Raw genomic sequence first — 25,901 nt, forward strand, 5'->3', positions numbered from 1 at the left:
TGGGCACAGTGGGGAGGGGCAGGCCGCCTCGGATCGCCATCTTCGGCCTGCTGGGATCGGGCAACCTGGGAAACCACGGGTCGCTCGACGCGATGCTGCGGTTCCTCCGGGCCAGTCACCCGGACGCCGAGATCAGCTGTGTGTGCTCCGGCCCTGAGGAGCTCACACGGCAGTACGGCATCCCGTCGACGGCGATCACCTGGTACCAGGAGCACGGCCCGGGCCGGACCCGGCTGACCACGGTGGTCCGCAAGCTGTACGGCAAGCTGGCCGACCTGTTCCGGATGCCGCGGCTGTTCCGCCGGTACGACGTGGTGATCGTGCCCGGCATGGGCGTGCTCGAGACGACCCTGGAGCTGAACCCGTGGGGCTGGCCGTACGCGCTGTTCCTGATGTGCGTCTCGGCCCGGATGGCGGGTGCGAAGGTCGCGTTCGTCAGCGTCGGTGCGAGCGTCGCCCGCGAGCGGTCGGTCCGGTGGCTGTACACCGGCGCGGCCCGGCTGGCGACGTACCGCTCGTTCCGCGACGAGCTGTCCCGCGACTCGATGCGGGTGATGGGTCTCGACGTCAGCCAGGACGAGGTCTATCCGGATCTCGCGTTCGCGCTGCCCGACCCGGAGCCGCCCGAGCCGTCGCAGCGGTCGCGGAGGACGGTGGCGCTGGGGTTGATGGAGTACCACGGGACGAGTGCGGACCGTGGGCGGTCGACCGAGATCTACGCCGAGTACGAGGCCAAGATCGTCGAGTTCGCCCGCTGGCTGGTCGACGAGGGCTACCGGATCCGGCTCGTCACCGGTGACCCGGCCGACGAGGTCGTGGTGAACGCCGTACTCGACGACCTCCGCCGGACGCGGCCCGCGCTGGTCGACTCCCGGGTGGTCCGGGAACCGGCGGCGTCACTCGGCGAGCTGATGGGTCAGCTGGCCGGCGCCGACCTGGTCGTCGCCTCGCGCTACCACAACGTGCAGTCCGCGCTGCGGCTGTCGAAGCCGACCATCTCGATCAGCTACGCGACCAAGAACGACATCCTGATGGAGGGGATGCGGCTGGCCGAGTTCCGCCAGTCGATCCGCACCCTCAGCGTCCCCCGGCTGATCGAGCAGTTCCGTGCCCTGGAGGCGCGGGCCGGCCGGATCGAGCCGGCGATGCGGGAGAAGAACACCGAGTACACCGCCCGGCTCGAGCAGCAGTTCGCCGTGCTGTCGAAGACCCTGATCGACGCGGGCCCGGCGGTCCGTGCGGGCAGGCCCTAGGAGGATCGATGGACGTCATCCAGGTACCGAGGATCGCGGGCGCGCTGATGTTCCTGCCCACGCCGCACGTGGACGAGCGCGGGTTCTTCAGCCGCACGTTCGACCGTGACGTGGTCGCGGCGGCCGGGCTCGACCCGGACGCGTTCGTGCAGGACAGCATCTCCCGGTCGCGCAAGGGTGTCGTCCGCGGCATGCACGTCCGTGCCGGCGCCGGCGAGGCCAAGCTGGTGCGCTGCTCGTACGGCGAGGTGCTCGACGTCGTCGTCGACCTGCGCGCCGACTCGCCGACGTACCGCAACGTCGAGTACTTCGAGCTGACCGGTGACAACCAGGTGTCGGTGTACGTGCCGGCCGGGTGCGCACACGGTTTCCAGGCGCTCACCGACCCGGCCGACGTGTCGTACCGGATCGACCGGGCGCACGACCCGAGCGAGGACGTGTCGATCGCCTTCGACGATCCCGGACTCGCGATCGAGTGGCCGCTGCCGGTCACGCTGATGTCCGACCGGGACAAGGCCGCGCCCTCCCTCGCCGACGCCACCAGGAGGCTGTCATGACCAAGTCGTTCGGCAAGTCCGTGGTCGCCAACGCCCGGCTGCACGAGCTCGTCCCCGGTGGCGCGCACACCTACGCCAAGGGCGAGGACCAGTACCCGGAGGACATGGCGCCGGTGATCTCGCACGGTCTCGGCGCGCACGTCTGGGATGTCGACGGCAACGAGTACGTCGAGTACGGCTCCGGCCTGCGCGCGGTCAGTCTCGGGCACGCCCACCCGCGGGTGCTGGAGGCGGTCCGGCGCGAGCTCGGCCGTGGCAGCAACTTCGTCCGCCCGAGCATCCTGGAGCTCGAGGCGGCCGAGCGCTTCCTCGCTTCGGTGCCGACCGCGGAGATGGTGAAGTTCGCGAAGAACGGCTCGGACGCGACCACCGCCGCGGTGAAGCTGGCCCGCGCGGTCACCGGCCGGCCGCTGGTGGCGCTCTGCTCCGACCACGCGTTCTTCTCCATCGACGACTGGTTCATCGCCCGCACCCCGATGTCGGCGGGGATCCCGGACGAGATCGGCGAGCTGACTGTGGCCTTCCCGTACGGCGACCTGGCCGCGACCGAGGAGCTGCTGATCCGCCACGAAGGGCAGATCGCCTGTCTGATCCTGGAGGCGGCCACCCAGCACGACCCGCCGGCCGGCTACCTCGAGGCGCTCCGCGACCTCGCCCACCGGTACGGCGCGCTGCTGGTCTTCGACGAGATGATCACAGGCTTCCGCTTCTCCGAGGCCGGCGCGCAAGGCGTGTACGGCGTGACGCCAGACCTGTCCACCTTCGGCAAGGCCCTGGGCAACGGGTTCGCGGTGTCGGCGCTGGCCGGCAAGCGCGAGTTCATGGAACGCGGCGGTCTGCGCGACGACCACGAGCGGGTGTTCCTGCTGTCCACCACGCACGGCGCCGAGACGCACGCGCTCGCGGCCGCCATCGCGGTGATGGACGTCTACGCGGAGGAAGGCATCGCGGCCCGGCTGCACGAGCGGGGCGAGAGGCTGACGGCCGGAGTCCGGGAGGTCGCCGCCGCGGCCGGTGTCGAGGACCACGTGGTCGTCCGCGGCCGGCCGAGCAACCTGGTGTTCGCGACCCTCGACCAGCAGGGGCAGCCGTCCCAGAAGTACCGGACGCTGTTCCTCCGCGAACTGATCCTCGGCGGCGTGATCGGGCCGTCGTTCGTGGTCAGCTCGGCGCTCACCGACGAGGACATCGACCGCACCGTCGACGCCGTCGCCCAGGCCTGCCTGGTCTACCGCAAAGCCCTGGACGCCGACGACCCCGCAGCCTGGATGGGCGGCCGCCCGGTCAAGCCGGTCTTCCGCCGGTACGTGTGAAGCGGTCGACGACGAGGGCGGTCGCACAGGTCGTCAGCAACGCGGCGCCGAACCCGCCGAGGGTGTCGGTGGGGTAGTGCGCGGTCAGATCGATCTGCGCCCAGGCCATCGCGGCGCCGCCGAGCAGGCCACAACAGAGCACCAGCGCCGCGCCGAGCACTGGGCCCGCGGCGAGTACGTCGGCCAGCAGCAGCCCGACGATCAGCGCGGCCGCGGTGGCTGCTGCCGTGTGGCCGCTGGGATAGGACAGGAAGTCGCCGTGGATCCGGCGGTCGACGACGTACTTGAGCAGGGTCGTGAGCACGGTGGTCAGACCCATGCCGAGGAACGCGGTGAGGGCCAGCGCCCGGCGACCCACAATCAGGCAGACCGCCGCGACGGCGAGCACGAGAAGCGTCCGGCCGACCGGTTCGCCCAACCAGTCCAGGAAGACGACGACCCGCCAGATCCTGGCGGACGACGACTCGTCGACGAACTGCTCCACCCGCACGTCCAGCCGGCCCGGAGCCGTCTCGCCGGCGTACACGACGGCCGGCACAGCCACGATCAGCGCACCGAGCAGCGCGATCGCGGCCACCGGCCGACGGACCCATGCCGCCACCGCCGGCCGCGGCGCCACGCCCGCTGCTGTCGCCATCCCCACCCCCGACGCAAATTCTAGTCAAGGGTTGCCGAGTCTCCGTCGCCGAAGGCCCTCGCGCGTAGTACTCTGCGATGTCGCACCGCCAACAGGTGGGTGAATTCTGGGGATTCAGAGGCAAGCAATCGTGCCGTCACCTTGGGTGTCGATCTCCGTTTGACAGTACGAGGGGCAAGCTGCAGACTGCGGCGGGCACATACCGTGACCCGGTGACAGCAGCGTGAGACGAGAGGCCGGAGTGAGCGGAGCTGAGGCGCCTGACGCGGTCGACGGCCGCAGGCCGCTCTGGGTCGTGCCGCACGAGGTGCCCGCGATCGTCCCGCTCCCGTCGCGCTCGACCGAGCCGCGCTGGGTCGGTGTGTACCGCTGGGCCGCTGTCGGCGGCGACCTGCTGGCCGCGATGGTCGGCGTCTCGGTCGCCCTGCTGACCCGGTTCGGCTACCACGTCGGCAGCGGCTACCTGATCGTCAGCAGCATCCTGCCGCTGGCGTGGGTGGGCGCGGTCGCGCTGTCGAAGGGCTACGACCCCCGGTACTTCGGCGCCGGGCCGGACGAGTTCCGGTCGCTGCTGCGGTCGGGTGTCGGGCTCACGGCCGCGGTCGCGATGGCGTCGTACGTGACCAAGACCGAGATCGCCCGCGGCTTCGTCGTCCTGGCGATCCCGGTGATGGTCGGGACGGCGCTGGTGCTGCGGTACGCGCTGCGCAAGGACCTCCACCGGCACCGGGTCCGAGGCCGGTGCATGCATCGGGTTCTCGTGGTCGGGCGCAGCGGTCCGGCCGCGACCTTGTGTGAGCACCTCGAGAGCCGGCCGACCGACGGTTTCCACGTGGTCGCCACCTGCAGGCCGCGCGGCGACGGCCACTCGAGCGGTCCGCTGCAGCCGGAGGAGCTGGACGAGCCGGACATCCTGGCCGCGGCCGACCGGCACGCGGTCGAGGTGGTCGCGATCGCGACCGACCCCGAGCTGGCCGGGCAGTCGCTGCGACGGTTGTCCTGGGCGCTGGAGCAGCGCGGCATCGAGCTGATCGTGTCCCCGGGCATCATCGAGGTCGCCGGCCCGCGGATCTCCGTCCGCCCGGTGGCCGGCCTGTCCCTGCTGCACCTGGAACGGCCGTCGGTCAGCGGCGGGCCGCACCTGATGAAGGCCGTCTTCGACCGCATCCTCGCCCTCGGCCTGATCACCCTGCTGTCACCGCTGCTGCTCGGCCTGGCGATCGCGGTCCGGCTGTCCAGCCCGGGGCCGGTGCTGTTCCGGCAGCAGCGGGTCGGCCGCGCGGGTGTCGAGTTCACCATGCTGAAGTTCCGCAGCATGTACGCCGACGCCGAGCAGCGACTCGGTGACCTGTACGCGCTGAGCGACGGCAACGGCGTCATCTTCAAGATGCGCGACGACCCGCGGATGACCCCGCTCGGCCGCTGGATCCGCCGGTTCTCCCTCGACGAGCTCCCGCAGCTGTTCAACGTGCTGCGCGGCGACATGTCGCTGGTCGGTCCGCGTCCGCCGCTGTCCGAGGAGGTCGCGCTGTACGCCGCCGACGACTCCCGGCGGATGCTGGTCAAGCCCGGCATCACCGGCCTGTGGCAGGTCAGCGGCCGCAGCGACCTGTCCTGGGACGAGTCGGTCCGGCTCGACCTGCGGTACGTCGACAACTGGTCGATGACCCTTGACCTGCTCATCCTCTGGAAGACCGTGCGCGCGGTGATCTACGGCGCAGGAGCGTACTGATGGACCTTCATGCCCCCGTGTACGTGGCCGGCCACCGTGGCCTGGTCGGTTCGGCGATCTGGCGCCGGCTCGAAGGAGCCGGCTACCAGCACCTGATCGGTGCCTCGTCGGCGGAGCTGGACCTGCGCGACCGGGCGGCGACGTTCGCGTTGCTGCGCGAGCACCGGCCGGCCGTGGTGATCGACGCGGCCGCCCGGGTCGGCGGCATCCTGGCGAACCGGGACCACCCGACCGAGTTCCTCAGCGACAACCTACGCATCCAGGTCAACCTGATGGACGCCGCGCTCGAGGTGCGCACGCCGCGGCTGCTGTTCCTCGGGTCGTCCTGCATCTACCCGAAGTACGCCGAGCAGCCGATCCGGGAGTCGAGCCTGCTGACCGGCGCACTGGAGCCGACGAACGACGCGTACGCGATCGCGAAGATCGCGGGCATCATGCAGGTCCAGGCGGTCCGGCGGCAGTACGGTCTGCGCTGGATCTCGGCGATGCCGACCAATCTGTACGGCCCGCACGACAACTTCGATCCGTTGAGCTCACACGTGTTGCCGGCGTTGATCCGGCGGTTCGACGAAGCTCGGAAGGCCGATGCCCCCGAGGTCGTGCTGTGGGGGAGCGGAACGCCGCGGCGCGAGTTCCTGCACGTGGACGACCTGGCCGACGCGTGCCTGCACCTGCTGGAGCACTACGACGAGCCGGAGCCGATCAACGTCGGTGTCGGCACGGACGTGACGATTCGCGAGCTGGCCGAGTTGGTCGCTCGCGTGGTCGGCTACACCGGGGCCATCAGCAACGACCTGTCCAAGCCGGACGGGACGCCGCGCAAGCTGCTCGACGTCAGCCGGCTGCAGGCGCTGGGCTGGAAGCCGTCCATCCCACTCGAGGACGGCGTGGCGAGCACCTACGCCTGGTACCAGGAGCACGTCGCATGAAGAAGGCGTTCGTCACCGGGATCACCGGCCAGGACGGGTCGTACCTGGCCGAGCTGCTGCTGGCCAAGGGCTACGAGGTGCACGGCCTGATCCGCCGCGCGTCGACGTTCAACACCCGCCGGATCGACCACCTGTACGAAGGCCCGCAGGCCGAGGACAAGCGGTTGTTCCTGCACTACGGCGACCTCACCGACGGGTCGCGACTCGTCACCTTGCTGGCGTCGATCCAGCCGGCCGAGGTCTACCACCTGGCCGCCCAGTCCCATGTCCGGGTGAGCTTCGACGAGCCGGAGTACACCGGTGACACCACCGGGATGGGGACGACGCGGTTGCTCGAGGCGATCCGGATGATCGGCCTGGACTGCCGGTTCTACCAGGCGTCGTCCTCGGAGATGTTCGGCGCGACCCCGCCGCCGCAGAACGAGGACACCCCGTTCTACCCGCGGTCGCCGTACGGCGCGGCCAAGCTCTACGGCTACTGGATGACCCGGAACTACCGCGAGGCGTACGACATGTTCGCGGTCAACGGGATCCTGTTCAACCACGAGTCCCCGCGCCGCGGCGAGACGTTCGTGACCCGGAAGATCAGCCGGGCGGTCGCCCGGATCAAGCTCGGCCTGGACCAGCGGCTGTACCTGGGCAACCTGGACGCCTGCCGGGACTGGGGCTACGCGCCGGAGTACGTCGAGGCGATGTGGCGGATGCTGCAGCACGACACCCCGGCCGACTACGTGATCGCCACGGGGACGTCGTACTCGGTGCGCGATTTCGTCAGCCTGGCCTTCGAGCACGCCGGGATGGACTGGGAGGAGTACGTCGACTACGACGCGCGCTACGAGCGTCCGACCGAGGTGGACTCGCTGATCGGCGACGCCGCCAAAGCCAACACCGAGCTCGGCTGGAAGGCCCAGGTGCACGTGCCCGAGCTGGTCCGGATCATGGTCGACGCGGATCTGGCCGCGCTGACCGCAGAGGACTGACATGCAGACGGCGACGAGTGGTTCGGACCGGGTCGACGTACTCGGCGTGCACGTGAGCGTGACGAACCTGGACGACACGGTGGCGACGTTCGCGCGCTGGATCGACGGCGGTGAACGGCACCTGGTCTGCGTGTCGGACATGAACTCGTTGCTGCACGCCAGCGCCGACGACCAGTTGACCGAGGTGTTCAACACGTCGGGGCTCACAGTGCCGGACGGCATGCCGTTGGTGTGGGCGGGCCGGAAGGCCGGCTTCGAGCGGATGGACCGGGTAGCCGGGCCGGATCTGCTCGAGCGGGTGATGGCCGAGGCGGCCGAGCGCGGCTGGACGCAGTACTTCTACGGTGGTGCCGAGGGGGTCGCGGAGCAGTTGCGGGACACCTTCCAGGAGCGTCACCCGGCGTTGAAGGTCGTCGGCGTGCACTGCCCGCCGTACCGGCCGCTGACCGAGGCCGAGGACGCCGCGGTGGTCGCGGACATGAACCAGGCCAAGCCGGACATCATCTGGGTCGGCCTCGGTGCGCCGAAGCAGGAGCGCTGGATGGCCGAGCACCGGGACCGGCTGGACGCCGCGATCCTGATCGGCGTCGGCGCGGCGTTCGACTTCCACACCGGCCGGCTGGACCGGGCGCCGCGGTGGATGCAGAAGTCCGGGCTCGAGTGGAGCTACCGGCTCTACAAGGAGCCCCGGCGGCTGTGGCGCCGCTACGTTCTCGGCATTCCCCGGTTCGGCCTGGGCATCCTCCGCAATCCACCGAAGCCGGTCTCCTAGAGTGCTGTCGTGAAGTTCCCCCGGCGGCCGAAGCTCCGGCGACTGGCCGGACCGGCCGGCCGGGCGAGTTGGGGACTGGCCGACCAGGCGCTGTCCAGCCTGAGCAACCTCGCGGTCGGTGTCGTGGTCGCGCGCTCGAGCACGGTCGCCGACTTCGGCGTGTACGCGCTGGCCTTCGGCGGCTACACGATCGCTCTGAACGTATCGCGTGCTGTGTCCACCGAACCGCTGGCCGTCAGGTACTCCGGCGATCGCAGCCCGGCGTGGCAGCGGGCAGTGCGCGCGAGTACGGCGACCGCATTGTTGATGGGGTTCGTCGGCCTACTCGTGGGGCTGGCGATCGCGGCCGTGCCTGGAGTGCCGTCTCGCGGGGTGCTGATCGCGTTCGCGGTGACGATGCCGGGGTTGTTGCTGCAGGACGCGTGGCGGTGGGCGTTCTTCGTGGTCGGGGAGGGTCGCCGGGCGTTCGTCAACGACCTGATCTGGTTGCTGGCGATGCTCGCGATCTTCGGCGGGCTCTATCTCACCGGTACGGCATCGGCGTTCACGTTGACGCTCGGGTGGGGACTCGGCGCGGTGGTCGCGGCCGTCGCGGGTCGGTTCCAGGCGGGAGTGTCACCACGGCGGCAGTTGGTCCGCGAGTGGGTACGGACGCATTGGGACCTCACGCCGAAGTACATGGGGGAGATGCTCGCGGTGTCGGGCACGATCCAGGTCTACATGCTCGGGATCACCGCGGCGGCCGGTCTGGCCGCGACCGCGGGGATCCGGGGTGCGCAGGTGCTGCTCGGGCCGGTCAACGTCCTCAACCAGGGCATCCGGATGATCTCGGTGCCCGAGGCTGCGCGGGCCCTGCGGCACTCGTACCGTCGGCTGTGGCTTGTCGGCCTAGCGATCTCGCTGGGGGTTGGCGCTGGGGCGTTGGCGTGGGGAGCGGTCTTCCTCCTGCTGCCGTCGGTCGTCGGGCGGGAGTTGCTCGGGCATGGGGTCTGGAACCAGGCGCACAGTGTGCTGGTCCCGGTCATCCTGCTCCAGGCCTTCGGTGCGTCCAACGCCGGAGCCTTCGCCATCATGCGAGCCCTCGCGGCCGCGACCCGCGGACTCCGCGTCCGCCTGATCTCCTCAGCCGTCCTCATCGTCTGCGGCGTCGGCGGCGCCTACCTCTGGGGCCCCGAGGGAGCCGCCTGGGGCCTGGCCGGCGCCTCCTTCCTCACCCTCCTCCTCTGGTGGAACGAAGCCCACCGAGCCATAACCGCCCACCGCGAGAACCCCACCTGACCAAAGGACACCGCCTCCGGCGGCGCCTGTTCTATTGGCCGCCTCCGGCGGCGCGCAGACTCGCAGGTGGTGCGAGGTGTCGGGCGGAGCGCACGCGAGACCGGTGAGGGTCGCCACCGACCACCAACCACCAACCGCCAGCCAGAAGCCGATAACCCAGCAGCCCAGCAACCACCAGTTATCAGCCGCCAACCCAGCAACCAGCAGCTACCTGGCACCCACTCAACCACCACGACCAGCGACCGACCCGCCTGCCGCGGGTGGTTCAGCGGATGGTGATGGTTGTGTGGCCGCCTCGGACTGGGTTTTGGCCGTCGGTTACTTCTATTCGGTAGCGCTGGGTGGTGCCTCGTGGGGCGGACGGGTCGGTGAGGGTGACGTTGGGGCGGAGCCAGAAGGTGGAGTTGGCGGTGGTGCTGGCAACGACCGTGTTCGTGGGACCGCGGAGCAGGCGGTAGGTCAGGGTGATGTCGTCGTTGTCCAGGGAGGTTTGGACGGTCGCGCGCACCTGGCCGGAGGCTGGGATGGACAGGGTCGGCAGCGCGGGACCCAACGGTTTGGCGCCGGGGCCGAGGTTGGTGAAGCGCGTCAGGCCTTGCTGCCCAACCCCGTTCACCTTGGTGAAGTCCCCACCGACCCACAGGTCCGTCCCACCGGTGGCCGACACGAGTGGGCCGACCTCGGTGGGTGGGCCGGCGTTCGTGTTCGGGAACCACGGGCCGAGTGAGCCGGTCGACGGGTTCTGCAGCAGGAGGAAGTGCCCGCCGGTGCCGTCCTGGAACCCACCGGGGCAACTGTGCGCGTGCGAGCCCTTGAACAGCCAGCCGTTCACATACGTGACGGCCTCGGTCGCACCCAGGCAGTTGTTCTTCCACAGCAGCTTGCCAGTGGCAACGTCCGCGGCCCAGGTCCCGTCGAAGCAGCCGGTGCCGTCTCCGGCGTTCGCGAAGTACACCCGGTTACCGGCCGTCTCGATGTCCTTGACCCGCGACGTGCACCCCGACGGTGGCAGCGGTACGGCGGACGCCGCGGCGAACGGCAGCAGCGCACCGGTCGAGTTGTTGACACTGGCAACCGCCCACCGGTTGACCCCGCCGAGCTTCGCGAACGTCCCGCCGAGGTAGATCTTCGAGTTGTCGTCGGCCGCGTCGATCGCGTACACGTCCGCGTCGGCGTTCGGGTTCCACGGCAACAATCCGCCGGTGACGGTGCTGATCGCAGCCACGCGGTTCCGCGCGACCCCGTTGACGAGTCCGAACGAGCCGCCGAAGTACAGGCTGGCCCCGCCGACCGCCATTGCCTTCACCCGGTACGAGACGCTCGGCTTGATGTTCGCGACCAGGGCGCCGGTGGCGGTGTCGAAGGCGGCGATCCGGTTCCGGACCTGCCCGTCGACGCGGGTGAAGTCGCCGCCGACGTACACCCGGGAGCCGTCCGGCGAGGCCACGATCGACCAGACGACGCCGTTCAGCGTGTGGTTGAAGGTGGTGTCCAGCGCGCCGGTGCTCTGGTGGAACGCGGCCAGGTAGGTCCGGGTCGTCTGACTCGTCCCCGGTGCGGCGCCCGGCGGACGAACCTTGGTGAAGCGACCGCCGACGTACGCCTTGCCCTTGGCGACGGCCAGGCCGAGCACGCTCGCGTCGGTCTGCCAGGCGGAGCTCGCGACCGCCGTCAGTGAAGCGCCGGTGCTCGTCGCGGTCGGCGCCGGGACGACCCCCAGCGCCAGCGCGGCCACCCCCAGAAAAGCCACAGCTCTGTTCATGTTCCCCCCTTTGCACCAATCTACGGCCGGCAGCCCCCCGCCGGAATCGCAGACGAAGGGGGTCTGCCCCAAAAGGCAGACCCCCTTGACGCAGACCCCTGGCGCCCTACGGCACCTTCACACTGACCGACGGGCCCCGCATGATGTTGCGCCCGTCGTGGACCTCGATGTGATACGTGTACGTCGACCCGCGCTTGAGCCCCCGGTCGCCCACGGTGTAGAGCTTCCGCGGCTCCCAGAAGTACGAGACGTACTTGGCGGACCCGACGTTCGTCGACCCGCGGAACACGTTGTACGTCAGCGACAGGTTGTCCAGGTCGTACGAGTCGGCGTACTTCACGTACACCCGGCCGGCCGTCGTGGCCGTCAACACCGGAGCCCTCGGTACGGCGGGCGCCGCGCCACCCGGCGCGTTCGTGAACCGGGTCAACCCGCGCTGCGGCCGGCCGTTGACCTTCAGGAAGTCACCGCCGACCCAGAGGTCCGTGCTGGTCCCGGCCATCGCCAGCGGACCGACCTTGGTGGTGCTCGCCTGGTCGGCGTCGGTGTTCGGGAACCACGGACCGATCTTGCCGTCGATCGCGCTCTCGACCAGCAGGTAGTGCGTGCCGGTGCCGTCCGGGAACGCGCCGCTGTCGCTGCAGTTGTGCGCGTGCGAACCCTTGTAGACCCAGTTGCCGATCGCCTTGATCGCCTCGGTCGCGCCCAGGCAGTTGTTCTTCCACAGCAGTTTGCCGGTGCTCACCTGGGCGGCCAGGACGCCGTCGTAGCAGCCGCCGCCGTCACCGCCGTTGGAGACGAAGACCTTGTCGCCGAGGGTGTCGATGTCCTTGACCCGGGTGGTGCAGGTCGCGGTCGGCTTCGGAATCGCCAGCGCCGCCGGGAACGAGTACGCCGCCCCGGTGGTGTTGTTGGTCATCGCCAGCGAGTAGTGGTCCTTGCCGTTGATCCGGCTGAACGGACCGCCGACGAACACCCGGGTGCCGTTGTCGGCGACGTCGATCGCGTACACGTCGTCGTTCGCGTTCGGGTTCCACGGCAGCAGGTCGCCCTGGATCAGCCGGACCGCGCCGAGGTGGTTGCGGACGGCGCCGTCGATCCGGCCGAACGCGCCGCCGATGAACACGCTGTTGCCGTAGATGGCCAGCGCCTTGACCCGGGCCGACACCACCGGGTCCCAGGCGGACACCATCCGGCCGGTGACGACCGAGAACATCGCGATCTTGCTGCGCTTGACGCCGTTCACGGTCGTGAAGTCGCCGCCGATCACGACCCAGTTGCCGTCGGGGCTGGTGGCAATGCTGTACACCGGGCCGTTCAGCACGGGAGCGAACGCGGTCGGTGCGCCGGTGGTGCGGTTGAACGCGGCGATGTAGGTACGGACGGCCTCCCCCTGGCCGGCCGGCTTACCGGGCTGGCGGATCCTGGTGAAGAGGCCGCCGGCGAACACCGTGTTGCCGCTGATCGCGAGCGCGTTCACGCTGTTGTTGGTCTGCCACGAGGTTTGCTTGATGGCCGAGACGGCCGAGGCGAAGCCCGGAGTCGCCGCCTCCACCGGCGGTCCGGAGGGGATCAGCGCGGCGGCGACGACGGCCGCTGCGGTGACAAGGGCCAGCACATACTTCTTCATCGATGTCCTTTGGACTGGGCGGGGACAGTCGTGGGGCGGAGTGCGCGCCTCACGCACGCACCCAGCGGACATTAGCGGTTGGGTGAGGCCGTTCGTAACCCGGCCTCACCCTCGCGTTATGAGTTTGTGCTGCAGTGCCCGCGCTGACCGATCAGCGAGCCTCGAAGTGCGCCTGCACCTGGGCCGGGCTGAGCGCGTACGGGTACACCGCCGCCTCGTCGATGCCCATCCCGGTCTGGGGTGCTCCGCCCCCCGGCCAGTTGTTGGTGTTGTCGTACCCGACGCGCCACCAGCCGTAGTACAACGAGGCCGCGCCGACGGTCGCGCTGCCGGAGAGTACGCCGTCGACGTAAAGCTTCATGGCGCCGTTGTCGTAGCTGCCGACCACGTGGTGCCACTGGCCGTCGTTCTTGCCCGTCGGACTGGTCAGCGTCCGCTGCGCGCCGTCGTTCACGCCGTACACGATCGAGCCGTTGGTGCGCATGTACAGCATCCGGTCGCCGCCGGTGGCGCTGCTGCCGGTCTTGGAGCTGCCGAAGCCGATGATCCGGCCACCGCGGTTGAACCCGCTCTGCTTGACCCATGCCTCGACGGTGAACTGCTGCGGCATGCTGTACGCCTTCTCGCCGACCATCCGTCCGCTGGTCGTGCTCGTCGTCATCGCGGTGTTGCCCGCGATCGCGCCGGTGCTGCCCAGCGTGACACCGGTGAACGTGCCATTGTTGCTCTGGCCGGAGGAGTCGACCGAGGCCGTCGTCCCGGCCGGCTCACCGAGCCGCCAGTACGCCTGCGGCCCGTCGGCGTTCACGATCTGGTCGTACGCCGTCGACGCCGTACTGGCGACCGTGATCGGGTCGGAGTAGTTGCCGCGGATCGTCGTAGTGCCGTCGGTGACCTCGACCCGGTAGTTCGTCACCTCGCCCGGCGCGGACGTGGTGTCGGTGAAGTGCAGCCAGGGCCGGTCCCACGGGTTCGACTTGGCCGTCCAGGTCGCGATCGTGGTGTTGCTGAACCCCTTCAGCAGCCGGTACGTCAAGGTGCTGTCGTCGTTGTCGACCACAGTCGGGAAGTGGATCTGCACGACTCCCGACTCGACGCTGTAGGGCAGCAGCTTGGCCGGCTTGGCCGGGGCGGCACCCGGAGTCGCGTTGGTGAACCGGGTCAGGCCCTGCTGGCCGACGCCGTTCGTGGTGGTGAAGTCGCCGCCGACCCAGAGGTCGTCGCCGCCGGTCGCCAACGCGAGCGGACCGACCTCGGTGGGCGGGCCGGCGTTCGTGTTCGGGAACCACGGGCCGAGCGAGCCGTCGGTCAGGTTCTCGGTCAGCAGGAAGCGGTAGCCGAAGCCCTGCGGGAAGCCGCCGGCGCCCTGGTTCGCGCAGTCGTGCGCGTGCGAGCCCTTGTACAGCCAGCCGTTGACGACCTTGACCGCCTCAGTGGCACCGAGGCACTGGTTCTTCCACTTCAGCGTGTTGGTCGCGATGTCGACCGCCCAGGTGCCGTCGAAGCAGCCGCCGCCGTCACCGCCGTTGCCGAAGTACACGGTCCCGCCGCTTGCGTCGATCGCCTTCACCCGCGTGGTGCAGGAGCCGTTCGGCGGCGGTACGGCGGACGCCCCGGGGAAGGGGAGTACGCCGCCGGACACCGGGTCCAGACTGGTCACGGTGTTCTGGTTCGTGCCGTTCACGGTGCTGAACTGGCCACCGGCGTACACCTTGGAGCCGTCGTCGGCGACGTCCACGGCGTACACGTCGCCGTTGACGGCCGGGGCGAAGGGCAGCAGCGTGCCCAGGTCCGCGGTGACCGCGGCCAGCCGGAGCCTCTCGATGTTGTTGACCAGGCCGAACGAGCCGCCGAAGTACACCGTGCCGCCGGAGACCGAGATGGTCTTCACCCGGTACGACACCGAGGGCTTCCAGTTGGTGACCAGGGCGCCGGTGGCGGTGTCGAAGGCGGCGATCCGGTTCCGGGTGACGCCGTTGACGTTGGTGAAGTCACCGCCGACGAAGATCCGGGACCCGTCGGCCGACGCGGCCACGGCGTACACCTGGCCGTTCAGGACCGGGGTGAACGACGTGATCAGGTCACCGGTGGTGGCGTCGAACGCGGCCAGGTAGGCCTGGCCGACCTCGCCGGTCCCGGGTGCGGCGCCCGGCGGGCGGACGCTGGTGAACCGGCCACCGACGTACGCCTTGCCGGCCGCCACGGCGATCCCCTGCACGCTCGCGTTGGTCTGCCAGGTCGGGCTGGCGGCCGCCGACAGCGAGGCCTCGATGCTCTGGGCCGGCGGTGTGGCCGCGACCAGCGATCCGGCGATGAGAGCGCCCACGACCCCCAGACGCGTGAACAGCCATCTCTTCTTCATCCTGCGGTGTCCCCCTCGGACAAATGGCGCGCCCCCACGGCGCGCCGTACACGGGTTCGTCAACTGCCCCCGAGAACCCCCGAGAAGAGAGTAGGCCACAGAACCGGATGCTTTGGCCAGTCCGACACCGCGTGGCTATATCCTGGGGCGCTGGCTCGAAGGGAATGAGGTCTGGATGGAACCCGGCACCGTGGTCTGGCGGGAGACCGCTCAGTCACTGCTCCGGCAGAAGTGGCTGATTCTCGGCTGCATCCTGCTCGGGCTCGTCGGCGCCTCGGTGTTCGCGTTCGCCCAGACCGAGCGCTGGACGGCGTCCAGTCAGCTGGTCATCGGGCCCGCCGTGCCGCCTGCGCTGGTCGGCAAGCTGCCCAGCAGCGCGGACAAGACCGGCCCGCTGGGCATGGACCTGCCGGCCGAGACCCAGGCCCGGGTGATGGCCAGCCCGACCCTGCTGCTCAGCGTGGCGAAGTCCCTCGGCCTGCCGACCACCGACCAGACCGTCCAGGATCTGGCCGCGGTGACCCGGGTGAAAGCAGTCACCGACAACGCCTACCTGATCACCACCGACGGCCCGACCTCCTCGGAGGCGGTACGCCGGGCCAACGCGATCGCGGTCATCTACCTCAAGCAGCGCAACGATGAGGCCAAGTCGCTGCTGACCACCCTGGCCAGCCAGGCGCAGGACCGGTCGAAGACGGCCAACCAGCAGTCCAAGAGCCTGGTCAGCCAGATCGACGAAGCGGTCCAGCGAGGCGACTCGCAGACCGCGGCGGCACTGCGTGACCAGCGCGTCGGCCTGGCGACCGAGGCCCGGCAGGCCGCCGACGACGCCGCCGCGATGCTCAAGGCGCTGACCGCGGTCGGCACCGGCAGCGAGCTCGTCACGCCGGCCACGACCGACACCGCGACCTCGTCGCCGATGGTCGCCCGGGATGTCCTCGTCGGCGGCATCCTCGGCCTGGTGCTCGGCTTCGGTCTGGCGCTCCTTCGGTCCCACCTAACGCCGTACATCCTGACCCGCGACCAGGCGGCCCGGGCGGCGAGCTCGCCGGTCATCGCCGCGTCGGAGGGCAACCGCCGCCGCGTGTGGCACCGGGCGGCTCCCGGGCTTCCGCAGTACGAGATCACCGCGCTCGGCGCGGAGGCGAGCGGTGCGCTCGCCCGGCGCGAGCTGAACCCGCGGGCGTTCGCCGGCGGCGGCCCCGGCGCGCTGCTGGTGGTCTCTGCCTCGCCGACGCCCAACTCGGCCGGCATCGCGCTCGCCATGGCCGAGGCGAACGCCCGCGACGGCCGCGAGACCCTGCTGGTCCTCGCCGACGTGGAGGGTACGCCGGTCCTTGAGCACGTCAGCGGGCACGAGGGCCTGACCGACCTGGTGCACGAGCCGGCCGCGACCCGGGCGATCCGGGCCCGCAAGCTGTTCCGTCCCGGTACGGTCGCCGACCTGTACGTGCTGCCGCCCGGCCTGAACCACGAGGAGACCGCCGAGGCCGTCGGCCCGTCGCTGGTCCCGGGCATCGTGGCGGACCTGCCGCCCGGGTACTCCGTGGTCATCCACGGCCCGGCCGCGGTCGGCCGGCACGGGATCTCGCCGCTGGCAGCCGCCGTGGACGCGTCGGTGCTGGTGGTGCAGGTCGGTCACGACAAGGAGATGGACGTCGCCCGGCTGACGGGGGCGCTGCAGTTCGCGGGTGCTCCGGTGCTGGGCGTCGTACTGATCGGTGCCTCGGCGCACGACGAGACGCTGGGCATCCCGCTGAACTTCAAGCCGGCCGAGTCGGCCGCTCCACCGATCCGCTGACCGTGTCGTCGTACCAGCTGGCCCGGCCGGTGCCGGGGACCGTCGAGGAGGTCCAGAAGCCGGCCTGGTTCTGGCTGATGCTGTGGTGCCTGTTCGTGCTCGGCGTACAGCCGTGGTCGTCCCGGGTGGCGGCGCCGCAAGGCACCACCGGGTCGACGAACAGCCTGATGAAAGGCCTGCTGCTCGGCGCGATCTTCCTGGTCGCGCTGGCCGCGACCAAGCCCGGCTTCCGCACCCGCGCCAACCCGACGGCCAGCCTGTACGTCCTCTACGTGCTCTTCGCCACCGCGACCGCCTTCCTGCTCGCGGATCCGACCGGACCACTGATGCGGCTGGCCCGGTTCCTGATCGGGCTGGTGATCATCTTCCTGCTCTGGCGGCCGTTGGTGCAGGTGCCGGAGCGGTTGATCCGGGCACATCTGTGGGCGCATCTGCTGCTGGCGCTCACGGTCGTGCTGAGCCTGGCGTACGCACCCAGCCAGGCCTGGCGGCCGCTCAGTTCGCTCGGCACGGGCTACCGGCTGCAAGGTGTCATCATCCCGATGCTGCCGCCCCGGGTCGGCGAGGTCGGCGCGATCCTGCTCGGGCTGGCGTTGATCGGGTTCATCTGCCGGAAGCTGTCCTTCGTACCGGCGGCCGCGCTGATCGGCCTCGGCACGGTCCTGGTCGCTGCGAGCCGGACGCGGACGTCCGCGGCGGCGATCGCCTTCGGCCTGGTGCTCGCGCTGATCCTGACCCGGAAGACCTGGGTCGGGCGGTTGGTGAGTCTGGCGGTGCCGGCGCTGGTCGGGCTCGCGTTCTTGACCATCGGGTCGCTGCACACATGGTTGCTGCGTGGCCAGGGCACCCGGCAGATCAGCTCGCTCAGCGGCCGGACGACCAGCTGGCAGGCCGTGCTCGAGGAGAAGGTGTCACTGCAGACGGCGATCATCGGCCACGGGCTCGGCAACAAACGGGTGCTGTTGCGGCGCGGTGAGGGCGACATCGACGTGATGGCGATCGACAACAGCTGGCTCGGCCTGTACTGGGAGACCGGCCTGCTCGCGGTCACGATCGTCGGCATCGCGCTGATCGTCGCCTGGATCTCCGTGCTGCGCGCGCCGACGCCGTACGTGAAGGCCTGCGGAGCCCTCCTCCTCGGCTACATCACCGCCGCCTCCCTCAACGAGAGCGGCCTCTCCGACCTGAGCTCCATGACCCTCCACCTCCTGGTAGCCGCCGCAGTCTGCGACGCCGACCGAATCCGCCACAAAGCCAGACACCTGACCCAACCCCCACCCACCCCCAACCCCCCGCACCGCCCCCCACCCCCCACCCACCCAGCCCCCGCCCCTACCTTTCCCTGACAGAAGCCGGGGGTATAGACAGCAAGCCGGGGGCTTGGACAGCAGGCCGTGGACTCGGGACAACAACTTGGGGGCCTGGAGAGCAAGCCGGGGACCTGGGCGACGACGCGGGGCCCGGGACAACAACCCGGGGGCTTGAACAGGCAATAACCTGTTCAGGCCCACCGCCGCTTGTGCACACCACCCGGACCTGGCCGGCTGGGATCCGGAGTCCGGACAACCACGTGGAGGCGTGGCGTCCGCGCGGGGCCCGGTGGGGCGGTGTTAGTTGGTGGTGGAGTCTTGGTCGAAGCCGGCTTGTTGCCATTCGGGCCAGGTGAGGGTCTTGCCGCGGTAGGCGAAGCGGTTCTGCGGGTCGCCGGCGATCTGGTAGCTGTTGCGGCGGAAGGTGACGGCGCCGGGCTTCGTCGGGGAGCCCTTGTTCTCGACGACGCCCGTACTCGCGGTGGCGTCGTCCATCACGACCAGGTTGCCCTCGATCACCACGTCTGCCAGCAGGTACGTGCCGCGCGGCCCGTCGCCGCGGGTCCGCGACTGGATCGAGATGCCGTTGCGGTTGCCCTTCACCAGGTTGCCGCGGACCTGCACACCGGCCGAGGTGTTCACGTTGATCCCGCCACCGTCCCACAGGCTCCCACCGGACCCGCGCCGCGTGCCGAACCCGTTGCCCTCGACGACGTTCTGCTCGATCACGGCCTGGTAGCTGATCTCGTACCGGATGCCGTCCGCGGCGTTCTGCCGGATCCGGTTGCCGGTGATCCGCCGGTCGTACTCCGCGATGTCGCTCCACATCCCGATCCCGCGGTTCGCGACGATGTCGTTCCCGGACACCTCACCCGAGGACCGGGTCGACTTGATTCCGCCGGACTCCCAGTCCGCGATCCAGAACCCGTCGGTGTTGTTCCGGGTGACCAGGTTCGCGGTGATCCGTACGTCGGCCGACTTGTACTGCCCGATCCCGAGCTGCCCGTTGTCGGCGACCGTGTTCCGGCTGAGCTCGGCGCGGTCGCCTTCGATGACCATGATCCCGACCGCGTGGTTCCAGCGGACCTCGTTCGCGATCACCTTCCACCCCGGGCCGACCTGGAGCGCACCGCCCTGCGGCCGGCTGGCGAAGTGCTCGATCGTCAGCCCGGTCACCGTGACGCCGTCCGCGGACTTCTCGATCGCGGTCGGCGTCCGGGACATCTCGACCGCGTGCCCGGTCGGGTCGTCGGCGACGTACACCGCGTTGGCCTGGTAGTCGCCGAAGAACGTCCCCGGCTTCAGTTGCCCGAGGCTCATCACCCGGGTCAGATGCTTGCCGTCGACGAACAACTGCTCGCCACGTTGGCACGGCTTGGTCTTGTTGTCCTCACACTGCCCCTTGAGCGCGTACGGCGCCGGCAGCACGCCACGTGCGACCCAGTGGTCACCGTCCCGCGTCCACCCGTCAAGTCGCACGGATCCAGTCAGTACGACGCCCCGACCGCCACCCAACGTGTCACCGGCCCGCGGCCGCACCGGCCTGCTGATCCGATGCAGTCCCTTGGCGAAGCAGAACGTCGTCCCGGCCGGCTGGGCGTCGATCACCTGCTGCGGATCCGTCCCGACCGGGATCGCGACCCCTCGGCACGCGGTCGCCGTACTCGGCCCCGTCGGCCCCAACACCGCCGCAGCTGCCGCCGGGGGAGCGGTCGGCACGGTCACCGTCGTCGTAGCGGCCGGCCGCTCAGCCGAACTCCCTCCGCTCGAGTCCGTGCACCCAGCCAGGAACAGCACCAGCACCGCGCCCGCCGCGACGATCCGCGGGCGCACCCATCTCCCAACCACAGCCGACGACCATTCCTCTCGAGCGGACGGATCTGCCGGAGACTACCCGCCCGAGAGGGTGATCGGTCAGCTGAGGTAGGTGTCCCGGGCGAGGTTGTACGCGAGGTCCTGCGCGACCTGGAACGCGTCGTCCTCGTCGAGGCGGTGCTGGACGACCAGGTTGGCCAGGTAGCCGGCGTCGATCCGCCGGGCGAGGTCGTGCCGCGCCGGGATCGACAGGTACGCGCGGGTGTCGTCGACGAACCCGGAGGTGTTGTAGAACCCGGCCGTCTCCGTGACGAGCTCGCGGAAGCGACGCATCCCGTCAGGGCTGTCGAGGAACCACCACGGTGCACCGAGGCGGACCGCGGAGTACACCCCGGCCAGCGGCGCGAGCTCCCGGGAGTAGACCGTCTCGTCCACGGTGAACAGCACCATCCGGAAACCGTCCGCGTGCCCGAAGCGCTCGAGCAACGGCTGCAGCGACCGGGTGAACTCGGCCGCGACCGGGATGTCGTGCCCCTGGTCCGGCCCGTACGTCGAGTGGATCGCCGGATCGTGGTCCCGCAGTACGCCGGGGTGCAACTGCATCACCAGGCCGTCGTCGGCCGACATCACCGCGGACTGGTAGAGCATGTGCCCGGCGAACGCGCTCGCGTCCACCGCGGACACCTCGCCCGCCAACGCACTCGCATAGATCCGCGCCGCCTCCGCATCGGACAGCGGGATCGCCGCCGCGCTCAGGTGCCCGTGGTCGGTCGCCCGAGCACCCGCCTCGACGAACGCCTGCCGCCGCTGCCGGAGCGCTTGCAGATAACCGTCGTACGTCGAGGTGTCGACGTCGGCCAGCGCGCCGAGCTGCTGGATGAGGTCACGCCAGTCCGGACGGTTCACGTGGACGACGGCGTCCGGCCGGAAGGTCGGGACCACCCGACCGGGGAGATCCGCGGCGACCTTCGCGTGCTGGGCGAGGTCGTCGGTCGCGGCGTCCGTGGTCGAGATGAGCTCGATCTTGAACCGGTCGAGCAGCGCGCGCGGGCGGAAGTCGGGCTCGGCGAGTCGCGCGGTGATCTGGTCGTACAGCTCGTCCGCGGTCTCGGCCGACGGGTGCGTGGTGACCCCGAGGACCTCCGCGAACTCGTGCTCCAGCCAGTATCGGCTCGGGGTGGCCAGGAAGAGATGCCAGTTGGCGCAGAACTCGCGCCAGACGTCCCGCGGGTCGGCGGCCGGGGAACCGTCGCGACGGGGGAGGCCGAGCCGCTCGGGGGAGACGCCCTGCGAGATCAGCATGCGGGTGACGTAGTGGTCCGGAACCACCAGCAGCTCCGCCGGATCCCCGAATGGAGCGTCGGTGGCGAACAGCGAGATGTCCACGTGCCCGTGCAGGCAGAGCAGTGGCAGATCCTTTGTCGACGCGTGGATCCGCCGGGCGACGTCGCGGGCCTCGCCGGCGGGCAGGGCGCGGTCCGGATGAGGCTGCAGGGCCTTCGGCATGGGATCCTCCGGGAGGGGTCGGCTGCAACGGCTGATGAAAAGGATTGCAGCCGTCGCTGCCGGACGCAACTCCTTGTCCACAAGGCGATTTCCTCCGCATGTCACCGACGTGAGCTGTCGCCTTGACACAGAATTGCAACCGATTGCAGACTGCTTCCTGACCGTAGGGAGGTGACGATGCCCGCGACGATCCGTGATGTGGCCCGGCTGGCGGGCGTGTCGCCGTCCACGGTGTCCCGCGCGCTGTCGATGCCGTCGATGGTCAACTCCGCCACCCGCGTCCGGGTCGCGGCCGCGGTCGAGCAGCTCGGCTACCTGCCGAACCGTGCGGCCCGCGGCCTGATCACCGGCCGCACCGGCAACATCGGGCTGGTCGTGCCCGATCTCGCCAACCCGTTCTTCGCCAGTGTCGCCAAGGGCGTCCAGGCCCGCGCCCGCCGGGACGACGTGGCGGTCTTCGTCGCGGACACCGACGAGGACGCGGCCGCCGAGGCCGGCTTGGTACGGGCGCTGGCCAAGCAGGTCGACGGGCTGATCCTGTGCTCATCGCGGGCCAGTGACGCCGAGCTGTCCGCGATCGCCCAGGAGACGCACGTCGTGCTGGTCAATCGCCGGGAAGAAGGCGTTGCCGGTGTCGTCTACGACAACGAGTCCGGGATGCGCCAGGCGGTCGCTCACCTCGTGGCGCTCGGCCACCGCACGATCGCGTGGGTCGGTGGCCCGGACATGTCGTGGTCGACGCGGCACCGCAGCCTCGGCCTCAGCGACGCCGTCCACGCTCACGGAGCCGAGTTGGCCGAGGTCGGCAGCTTCGCCCCGACGTACGAAGGCGGTATGGCGGCCGCGGATCAGGTCGTCGCCACCGGGGCGACCGCGGTGATCACCTACAACGACCTGGTCGCGATCGGGCTGCTGGCCCGGCTGCACGCGCGCGGGATCTCGGTGCCCGGCGAGCTGAGCGTGGTCGGCGTCGACGACATCGCGATGTCCCGGATGGCCAGACCCGCGCTGACCACGGTCAGGCTGCCGAAGCAGCAGGCCGGCCGGATCGCGGTGGAGTTGCTGCTGACCGTCCTCCGCGACCCGGAACCGGACAATGCCATCCGCGCCTTCGCCACGCTGCACGGCGAGCTGATCGTGCGCGAGTCGACCGGCCCCGCACCGCCTCCCTGACCATCCGCAACTCGTTGCCCTCGAACCCTCCGGACGAAAGGCGCCGTCACGTGAGCAGGCTGAGTCTCACCAACCTTCCCGTCGCCCCTGCGGTGGATCCTCGACAGCTGTCGGTCGGCGTCGTCCACCTCGGGCTGGGTGCGTTCCACCGAGCCCACCAGGCCGTCGTCACCGAGCGGGCCGCCGTGGCCACCGGAGACACACGGTGGGGGATCGCCGGGGTGAGTCAGCGTTCGGCGACCGTCCGCGGCCAACTCGCCCCACAGGACGCTCTGTACTCCGTTCTCGAGCGCGGGCTCGGGGATCCGTCGATCCAGGTGATCGGCAGCATCCGCGACGTACTGACCGCTCCTGAGGACCCGGAGGCCGTGGTCGCGCGGATCGCCGATCCGGCGGTGTCGGTGGTCACGCTGACGGTGACCGAGAAGGGCTACCGCGCCAGGGGTGACGGGCTCGACCTCGACGACGCGGAGATCCAGGCTGACCTGACCGGCCGACCGCCGCGGACCGTTGTCGGCCAGTTGGCCGCCGCGATCGCGCGCCGGGTCGAGCCGCTGACGATCGTGTCGTGCGACAACCTGGTGGCCAACGGCCCCTTCCTGCGCACTCTGGTCGCAGAGTACTTCGATGCGCTCGGCAAGGTGCCGGACGTGTTCGACGCGACCCGCTTCCCGGCCAGCATGGTCGACCGGATCGTGCCGGCGACCACGGACGCGGACCGGGAGGAGGCCGCCCGGCTGCTCGGCGTACGGGACGAGGCGGTAGTGGTCGCGGAGCCGTTCCTGCAGTGGGTGATCGAGGACGACTTCGCCGGCGACCGCCCGGCGTGGGAGCAGGGTGGCGCCGTCCTCACTCCGGACGTCGCGCCGTGGGAGCAGGCGAAACTCCGGATGCTGAACGCAACGCACTCGATGCTCGCGTACCTCGGGGCACTGCGTGGCTACGAAACGATCGCCGAAGCGGTCCGCGACGAGGAGCTCTCGTCGCTCGCTCGCGCGCTGATGGCCGACGACGTGGTTCCCACCCTGAGCCCGCCGGACGGTCTGGATCTGACCGAGTACGGCGCCACCGTGCTCGAGCGGTTCGCGAACCCGGCGTTGAAGCACCGGACGACCCAGGTCGCCATGGACGGCTCCGTCAAACTGCCGGTGCGGATGCTCGGCACCGTCCGCGACCGCCTGGCCGCCGGCGCCGAGCCGCGGATCATCTCGTTGGCGGTCGCGGCCTGGATGACCTACGTGCTGAAGACCCCGAACGTCGACGACCCCCAGGCGGACCGCCTCACGTCAGCCGTAGCCGGCGCCTCGACCCCAACCGCCGTCGTCGACGCACTCCTCGCGGTCGAGTCCATCTTCACCCCGGACCTCCGCGACTCACAGGTCTTCCGAGATCTCCTGATCGATCACGTCAGCCGGTTGAGCGGCGAGTGGTGAAGGTGCTGCCGGTGTCTTGGCCGGCTTGGCGCCACTCGGTGGCGGTGTACCACTCGCCGGTCTTCTGGAAGCGTTCCGCGGTCAGGCTGTCCAGGATGTAGGAGTTGCCCTTCAGCGTCACCTCGCCGACCGGGATGACGGCGCCGGAGTTCTGCACCATGCCGGTCGCGGTGGTGCCGCCCTTCATGGTCACCTGGTTGCCGGAGACAACGACGTCGCGGAGCACGTTCAGCCCCCACGGACCGGAACCACGGGTCCGGGACTGGATCGAGATGCCGTTCACGTTGTCGGCGACCACATTGTCGCGGACCTGGACGTTCGACGACGTGTTCACGTTGATCCCGCCGCCGTCCCACAGCGACGTACCGGAGCCGCGGCCGGTGCCGAGGCCGTTGCCGGTGATCACGTTGTCCGCGATCGTGCCGTTGCGGCCGATCTCGTAGCGGATCCCGTCGGCCGCGTTGTCGACGATCTGGTTGGCGTTGAACGTGCGGCCGTCGTCGTACGCGTCACTCCACAGCCCGACGCCGCGGTTCGCCTTGATCAGGTTGCCGGTGACCCAGCCGCCGTTGGACCACGTGGTCTTGATGCCGCCGGACTCCCAGTCGGCGATCCAGAACCCGTCGGTGTTGTTGTGGCTCACCTCGTTGGCCGCGATGGTGCCGTTCAACGTGCTGTACTGCCCGACGCCGAGCTGACCGTTGTGGTGGATCAGGTTCTTCTCGAGTACGGCGCCGTCGGCGTTCACCAGCATCGCGCCGACCGCGTGGTTCCAACGGATGTCGTTGGCGAACACCTTCCAGCCCAGCCCGAGCTGGATCGCCCCACCCTGCGGTGCGGTGGCGAAGTGCTCGATCGTCAGTCCTCGCACGGTGACGTTGTTCGCGCTCGACTGGATGGCCTGCTGGGTCTTCGACATCTCCACCGCCCGGCCGGCCGGGTTGTCCCCGAGGTAGACGGCGTTCGCGGTGTAGTCGGCGTAGAAGGTGCCGGGAGCAACCTTGTCGCGGTGGGCCACCCGGGTCAGGTGCTTCCCGTCCAGGAAGACCTGCTCCCGCAGGTAGCAGATATTCGCGACGTTGTCCTCGCACTGCCCGGTTTGCCCGTACGGCGGCGGCAGCACGCCGGTCGTGACCCAGTCGCCGTTCGTCGCGGACCACTTGGTCAACCTGATCGATCCGGTCAGTACGGCGCCCCGGTCGCTGGCCAGCACCTGGTTCGGCTTCGGGCGGATGGTTTCGCCGATCCGGTGCAGACCGGCACCGAAGCAGAACGTCGTACCGTTCGGGGCGTCCTCGACGAGCTTCGCGGCGTCCTGACCCGGCGAGATCGTGGTGCCCGAGCAGGCCGGTGCGTAGGTGGGACCGGCCTGCAAGTCGCCAGTCGGTACGGCGGGTGGCGTGGGCGTCGGCGGCGCGTCGTCCGGGAACAGCTCGGCGATCAGGCCGGGCTGATCCCCGGGCTCGTCCAGGACGGGTGAGCCGTGTGCGGGCAGGATGTTCGTGGCGACCGTGAAGGTGCCTGCTGCAACGATCGCGACAGTGGCGGTGAATGCCTTCATGTGCGGAGCCTCCGGGGGCACAGGTGGGTCCTGAGCGCACCCCCCATGGCGCGGCTTCGCACAGCAGATTACTACTTCAGGTAGCTAATGCAACACT

The 25,901-nt window shown here is 70.0% G+C and carries 19 protein-coding genes; 12 read left to right on the top strand and 7 right to left on the bottom strand.

Annotation, left to right across the window (positions count from 1 at the left end; all coding sequences use genetic code 11):
• The first annotated feature begins 8 nt into the window (after window positions 1–8).
• From ACQPYZ_RS13155 to ACQPYZ_RS13165, 3 genes are read left to right on the top strand one after another with little or no spacing between them, the layout of a single operon-like run.
• A complete protein-coding gene (locus tag ACQPYZ_RS13155) occupies window positions 9–1,253 on the top strand; it encodes a polysaccharide pyruvyl transferase family protein (RefSeq protein ID WP_433167844.1) in 1,245 nt (414 codons plus the stop codon).
• A gap of 8 nt (window positions 1,254–1,261) precedes the next feature.
• Entirely contained in the window at window positions 1,262–1,810 is a 549-nt protein-coding gene (locus ACQPYZ_RS13160) for a dTDP-4-dehydrorhamnose 3,5-epimerase family protein (RefSeq protein ID WP_433167846.1), read from the top strand.
• Complete coding sequence (locus ACQPYZ_RS13165; protein ID WP_433167848.1) at window positions 1,807–3,123, top strand: glutamate-1-semialdehyde 2,1-aminomutase; 1,317 nt, start codon at window positions 1,807–1,809, stop codon at window positions 3,121–3,123. The genes ACQPYZ_RS13160 and ACQPYZ_RS13165 overlap by 4 nt, the downstream gene beginning before the upstream one ends.
• On the opposite strand, the gene ACQPYZ_RS13170 is transcribed toward ACQPYZ_RS13165, so the two are convergent.
• On the bottom strand, window positions 3,095–3,760 hold the full coding sequence (locus ACQPYZ_RS13170; protein ID WP_433167850.1) for a phosphatase PAP2 family protein: 666 nt from the start codon (window positions 3,758–3,760) through the stop codon (window positions 3,095–3,097). The genes ACQPYZ_RS13165 and ACQPYZ_RS13170 overlap by 29 nt on opposite strands.
• 241 nt (window positions 3,761–4,001) lie before the next feature.
• On the opposite strand from ACQPYZ_RS13170, the gene ACQPYZ_RS13175 reads away from it, so the two are divergent.
• From ACQPYZ_RS13175 to ACQPYZ_RS13195, 5 genes are read left to right on the top strand one after another with little or no spacing between them, the layout of a single operon-like run.
• On the top strand, window positions 4,002–5,492 hold the full coding sequence (locus tag ACQPYZ_RS13175) for a sugar transferase (protein ID WP_433167852.1): 1,491 nt from the start codon (window positions 4,002–4,004) through the stop codon (window positions 5,490–5,492).
• Window positions 5,492–6,421: a GDP-L-fucose synthase family protein gene (locus ACQPYZ_RS13180; RefSeq protein ID WP_433167854.1), complete on the top strand. Its 930-nt coding sequence runs from the start codon at window positions 5,492–5,494 to the stop codon at window positions 6,419–6,421. The genes ACQPYZ_RS13175 and ACQPYZ_RS13180 overlap by 1 nt, the downstream gene beginning before the upstream one ends.
• On the top strand, window positions 6,418–7,401 hold the full coding sequence (gmd, locus tag ACQPYZ_RS13185; RefSeq protein ID WP_433167856.1) for a GDP-mannose 4,6-dehydratase: 984 nt from the start codon (window positions 6,418–6,420) through the stop codon (window positions 7,399–7,401). The genes ACQPYZ_RS13180 and gmd overlap by 4 nt, the downstream gene beginning before the upstream one ends.
• A 1-nt stretch (window position 7,402) precedes the next feature.
• Window positions 7,403–8,173, top strand: a complete 771-nt coding sequence (locus tag ACQPYZ_RS13190; RefSeq protein ID WP_433167858.1) for a WecB/TagA/CpsF family glycosyltransferase — start codon at window positions 7,403–7,405, stop codon at window positions 8,171–8,173.
• Between the two features lie 9 nt (window positions 8,174–8,182).
• Entirely contained in the window at window positions 8,183–9,451 is a 1,269-nt protein-coding gene (locus tag ACQPYZ_RS13195; RefSeq protein WP_433167859.1) for a hypothetical protein, read from the top strand.
• Between the two features lie 265 nt (window positions 9,452–9,716).
• Here the strand turns inward: ACQPYZ_RS13195 and ACQPYZ_RS13200 are convergent, their stop codons facing one another.
• From ACQPYZ_RS13200 to ACQPYZ_RS13210, 3 genes are all read right to left on the bottom strand, one after another.
• On the bottom strand, window positions 9,717–11,213 hold the full coding sequence (locus ACQPYZ_RS13200; protein WP_433167860.1) for a fibronectin type III domain-containing protein: 1,497 nt from the start codon (window positions 11,211–11,213) through the stop codon (window positions 9,717–9,719).
• Window positions 11,214–11,319: 106 nt separating this feature from the next.
• Window positions 11,320–12,843: a fibronectin type III domain-containing protein gene (locus ACQPYZ_RS13205; protein WP_433167864.1), complete on the bottom strand. Its 1,524-nt coding sequence runs from the start codon at window positions 12,841–12,843 to the stop codon at window positions 11,320–11,322.
• Window positions 12,844–12,994: 151 nt separating this feature from the next.
• Window positions 12,995–15,205 carry a LamG-like jellyroll fold domain-containing protein gene (locus tag ACQPYZ_RS13210; RefSeq protein WP_433167866.1) on the bottom strand — a complete coding sequence of 737 codons (2,211 nt, stop codon included), beginning with the start codon at window positions 15,203–15,205 and terminating at the stop codon, window positions 12,995–12,997.
• Window positions 15,206–15,380: 175 nt separating this feature from the next.
• Between ACQPYZ_RS13210 and ACQPYZ_RS13215 the strand changes: the two genes are divergently transcribed.
• A complete protein-coding gene (locus ACQPYZ_RS13215) occupies window positions 15,381–17,006 on the top strand; it encodes a Wzz/FepE/Etk N-terminal domain-containing protein (RefSeq protein ID WP_433167868.1) in 1,626 nt (541 codons plus the stop codon).
• A 2-nt stretch (window positions 17,007–17,008) separates the two neighbouring features.
• Window positions 17,009–18,352 (top strand): O-antigen ligase family protein, encoded by a 1,344-nt coding sequence (locus ACQPYZ_RS13220; protein WP_433167870.1) that lies wholly within the window; start codon window positions 17,009–17,011, stop codon window positions 18,350–18,352.
• Window positions 18,353–18,616: 264 nt separating this feature from the next.
• Here the strand turns inward: ACQPYZ_RS13220 and ACQPYZ_RS13225 are convergent, their stop codons facing one another.
• Window positions 18,617–20,149 (bottom strand): right-handed parallel beta-helix repeat-containing protein, encoded by a 1,533-nt coding sequence (locus ACQPYZ_RS13225; RefSeq protein ID WP_433167872.1) that lies wholly within the window; start codon window positions 20,147–20,149, stop codon window positions 18,617–18,619.
• A gap of 81 nt (window positions 20,150–20,230) precedes the next feature.
• Complete coding sequence (gene uxaC / locus ACQPYZ_RS13230; RefSeq protein WP_433167874.1) at window positions 20,231–21,637, bottom strand: glucuronate isomerase; 1,407 nt, start codon at window positions 21,635–21,637, stop codon at window positions 20,231–20,233.
• A 177-nt stretch (window positions 21,638–21,814) separates the two neighbouring features.
• Here uxaC and ACQPYZ_RS13235 point away from each other — a divergent pair, with 177 nt between their 5' ends.
• Together ACQPYZ_RS13235 and ACQPYZ_RS13240 are read left to right on the top strand one after the other, a co-directional pair.
• A complete protein-coding gene (locus ACQPYZ_RS13235) occupies window positions 21,815–22,810 on the top strand; it encodes a LacI family DNA-binding transcriptional regulator (RefSeq protein WP_433167876.1) in 996 nt (331 codons plus the stop codon).
• Window positions 22,811–22,860: 50 nt separating this feature from the next.
• Entirely contained in the window at window positions 22,861–24,243 is a 1,383-nt protein-coding gene (locus ACQPYZ_RS13240; protein WP_433167878.1) for a mannitol dehydrogenase family protein, read from the top strand.
• On the opposite strand, the gene ACQPYZ_RS13245 is transcribed toward ACQPYZ_RS13240, so the two are convergent.
• Window positions 24,218–25,804, bottom strand: a complete 1,587-nt coding sequence (locus tag ACQPYZ_RS13245; RefSeq protein WP_433167880.1) for a right-handed parallel beta-helix repeat-containing protein — start codon at window positions 25,802–25,804, stop codon at window positions 24,218–24,220. The two genes, ACQPYZ_RS13240 and ACQPYZ_RS13245, sit on opposite strands and share 26 nt — an antisense overlap.
• Between the last annotated feature and the right edge of the window lie 97 nt (window positions 25,805–25,901).

It is taken from the genome of Kribbella sp. CA-247076 (genome assembly GCF_050942445.1).
In the GTDB taxonomy this organism is placed as follows: domain Bacteria; phylum Actinomycetota; class Actinomycetes; order Propionibacteriales; family Kribbellaceae; genus Kribbella.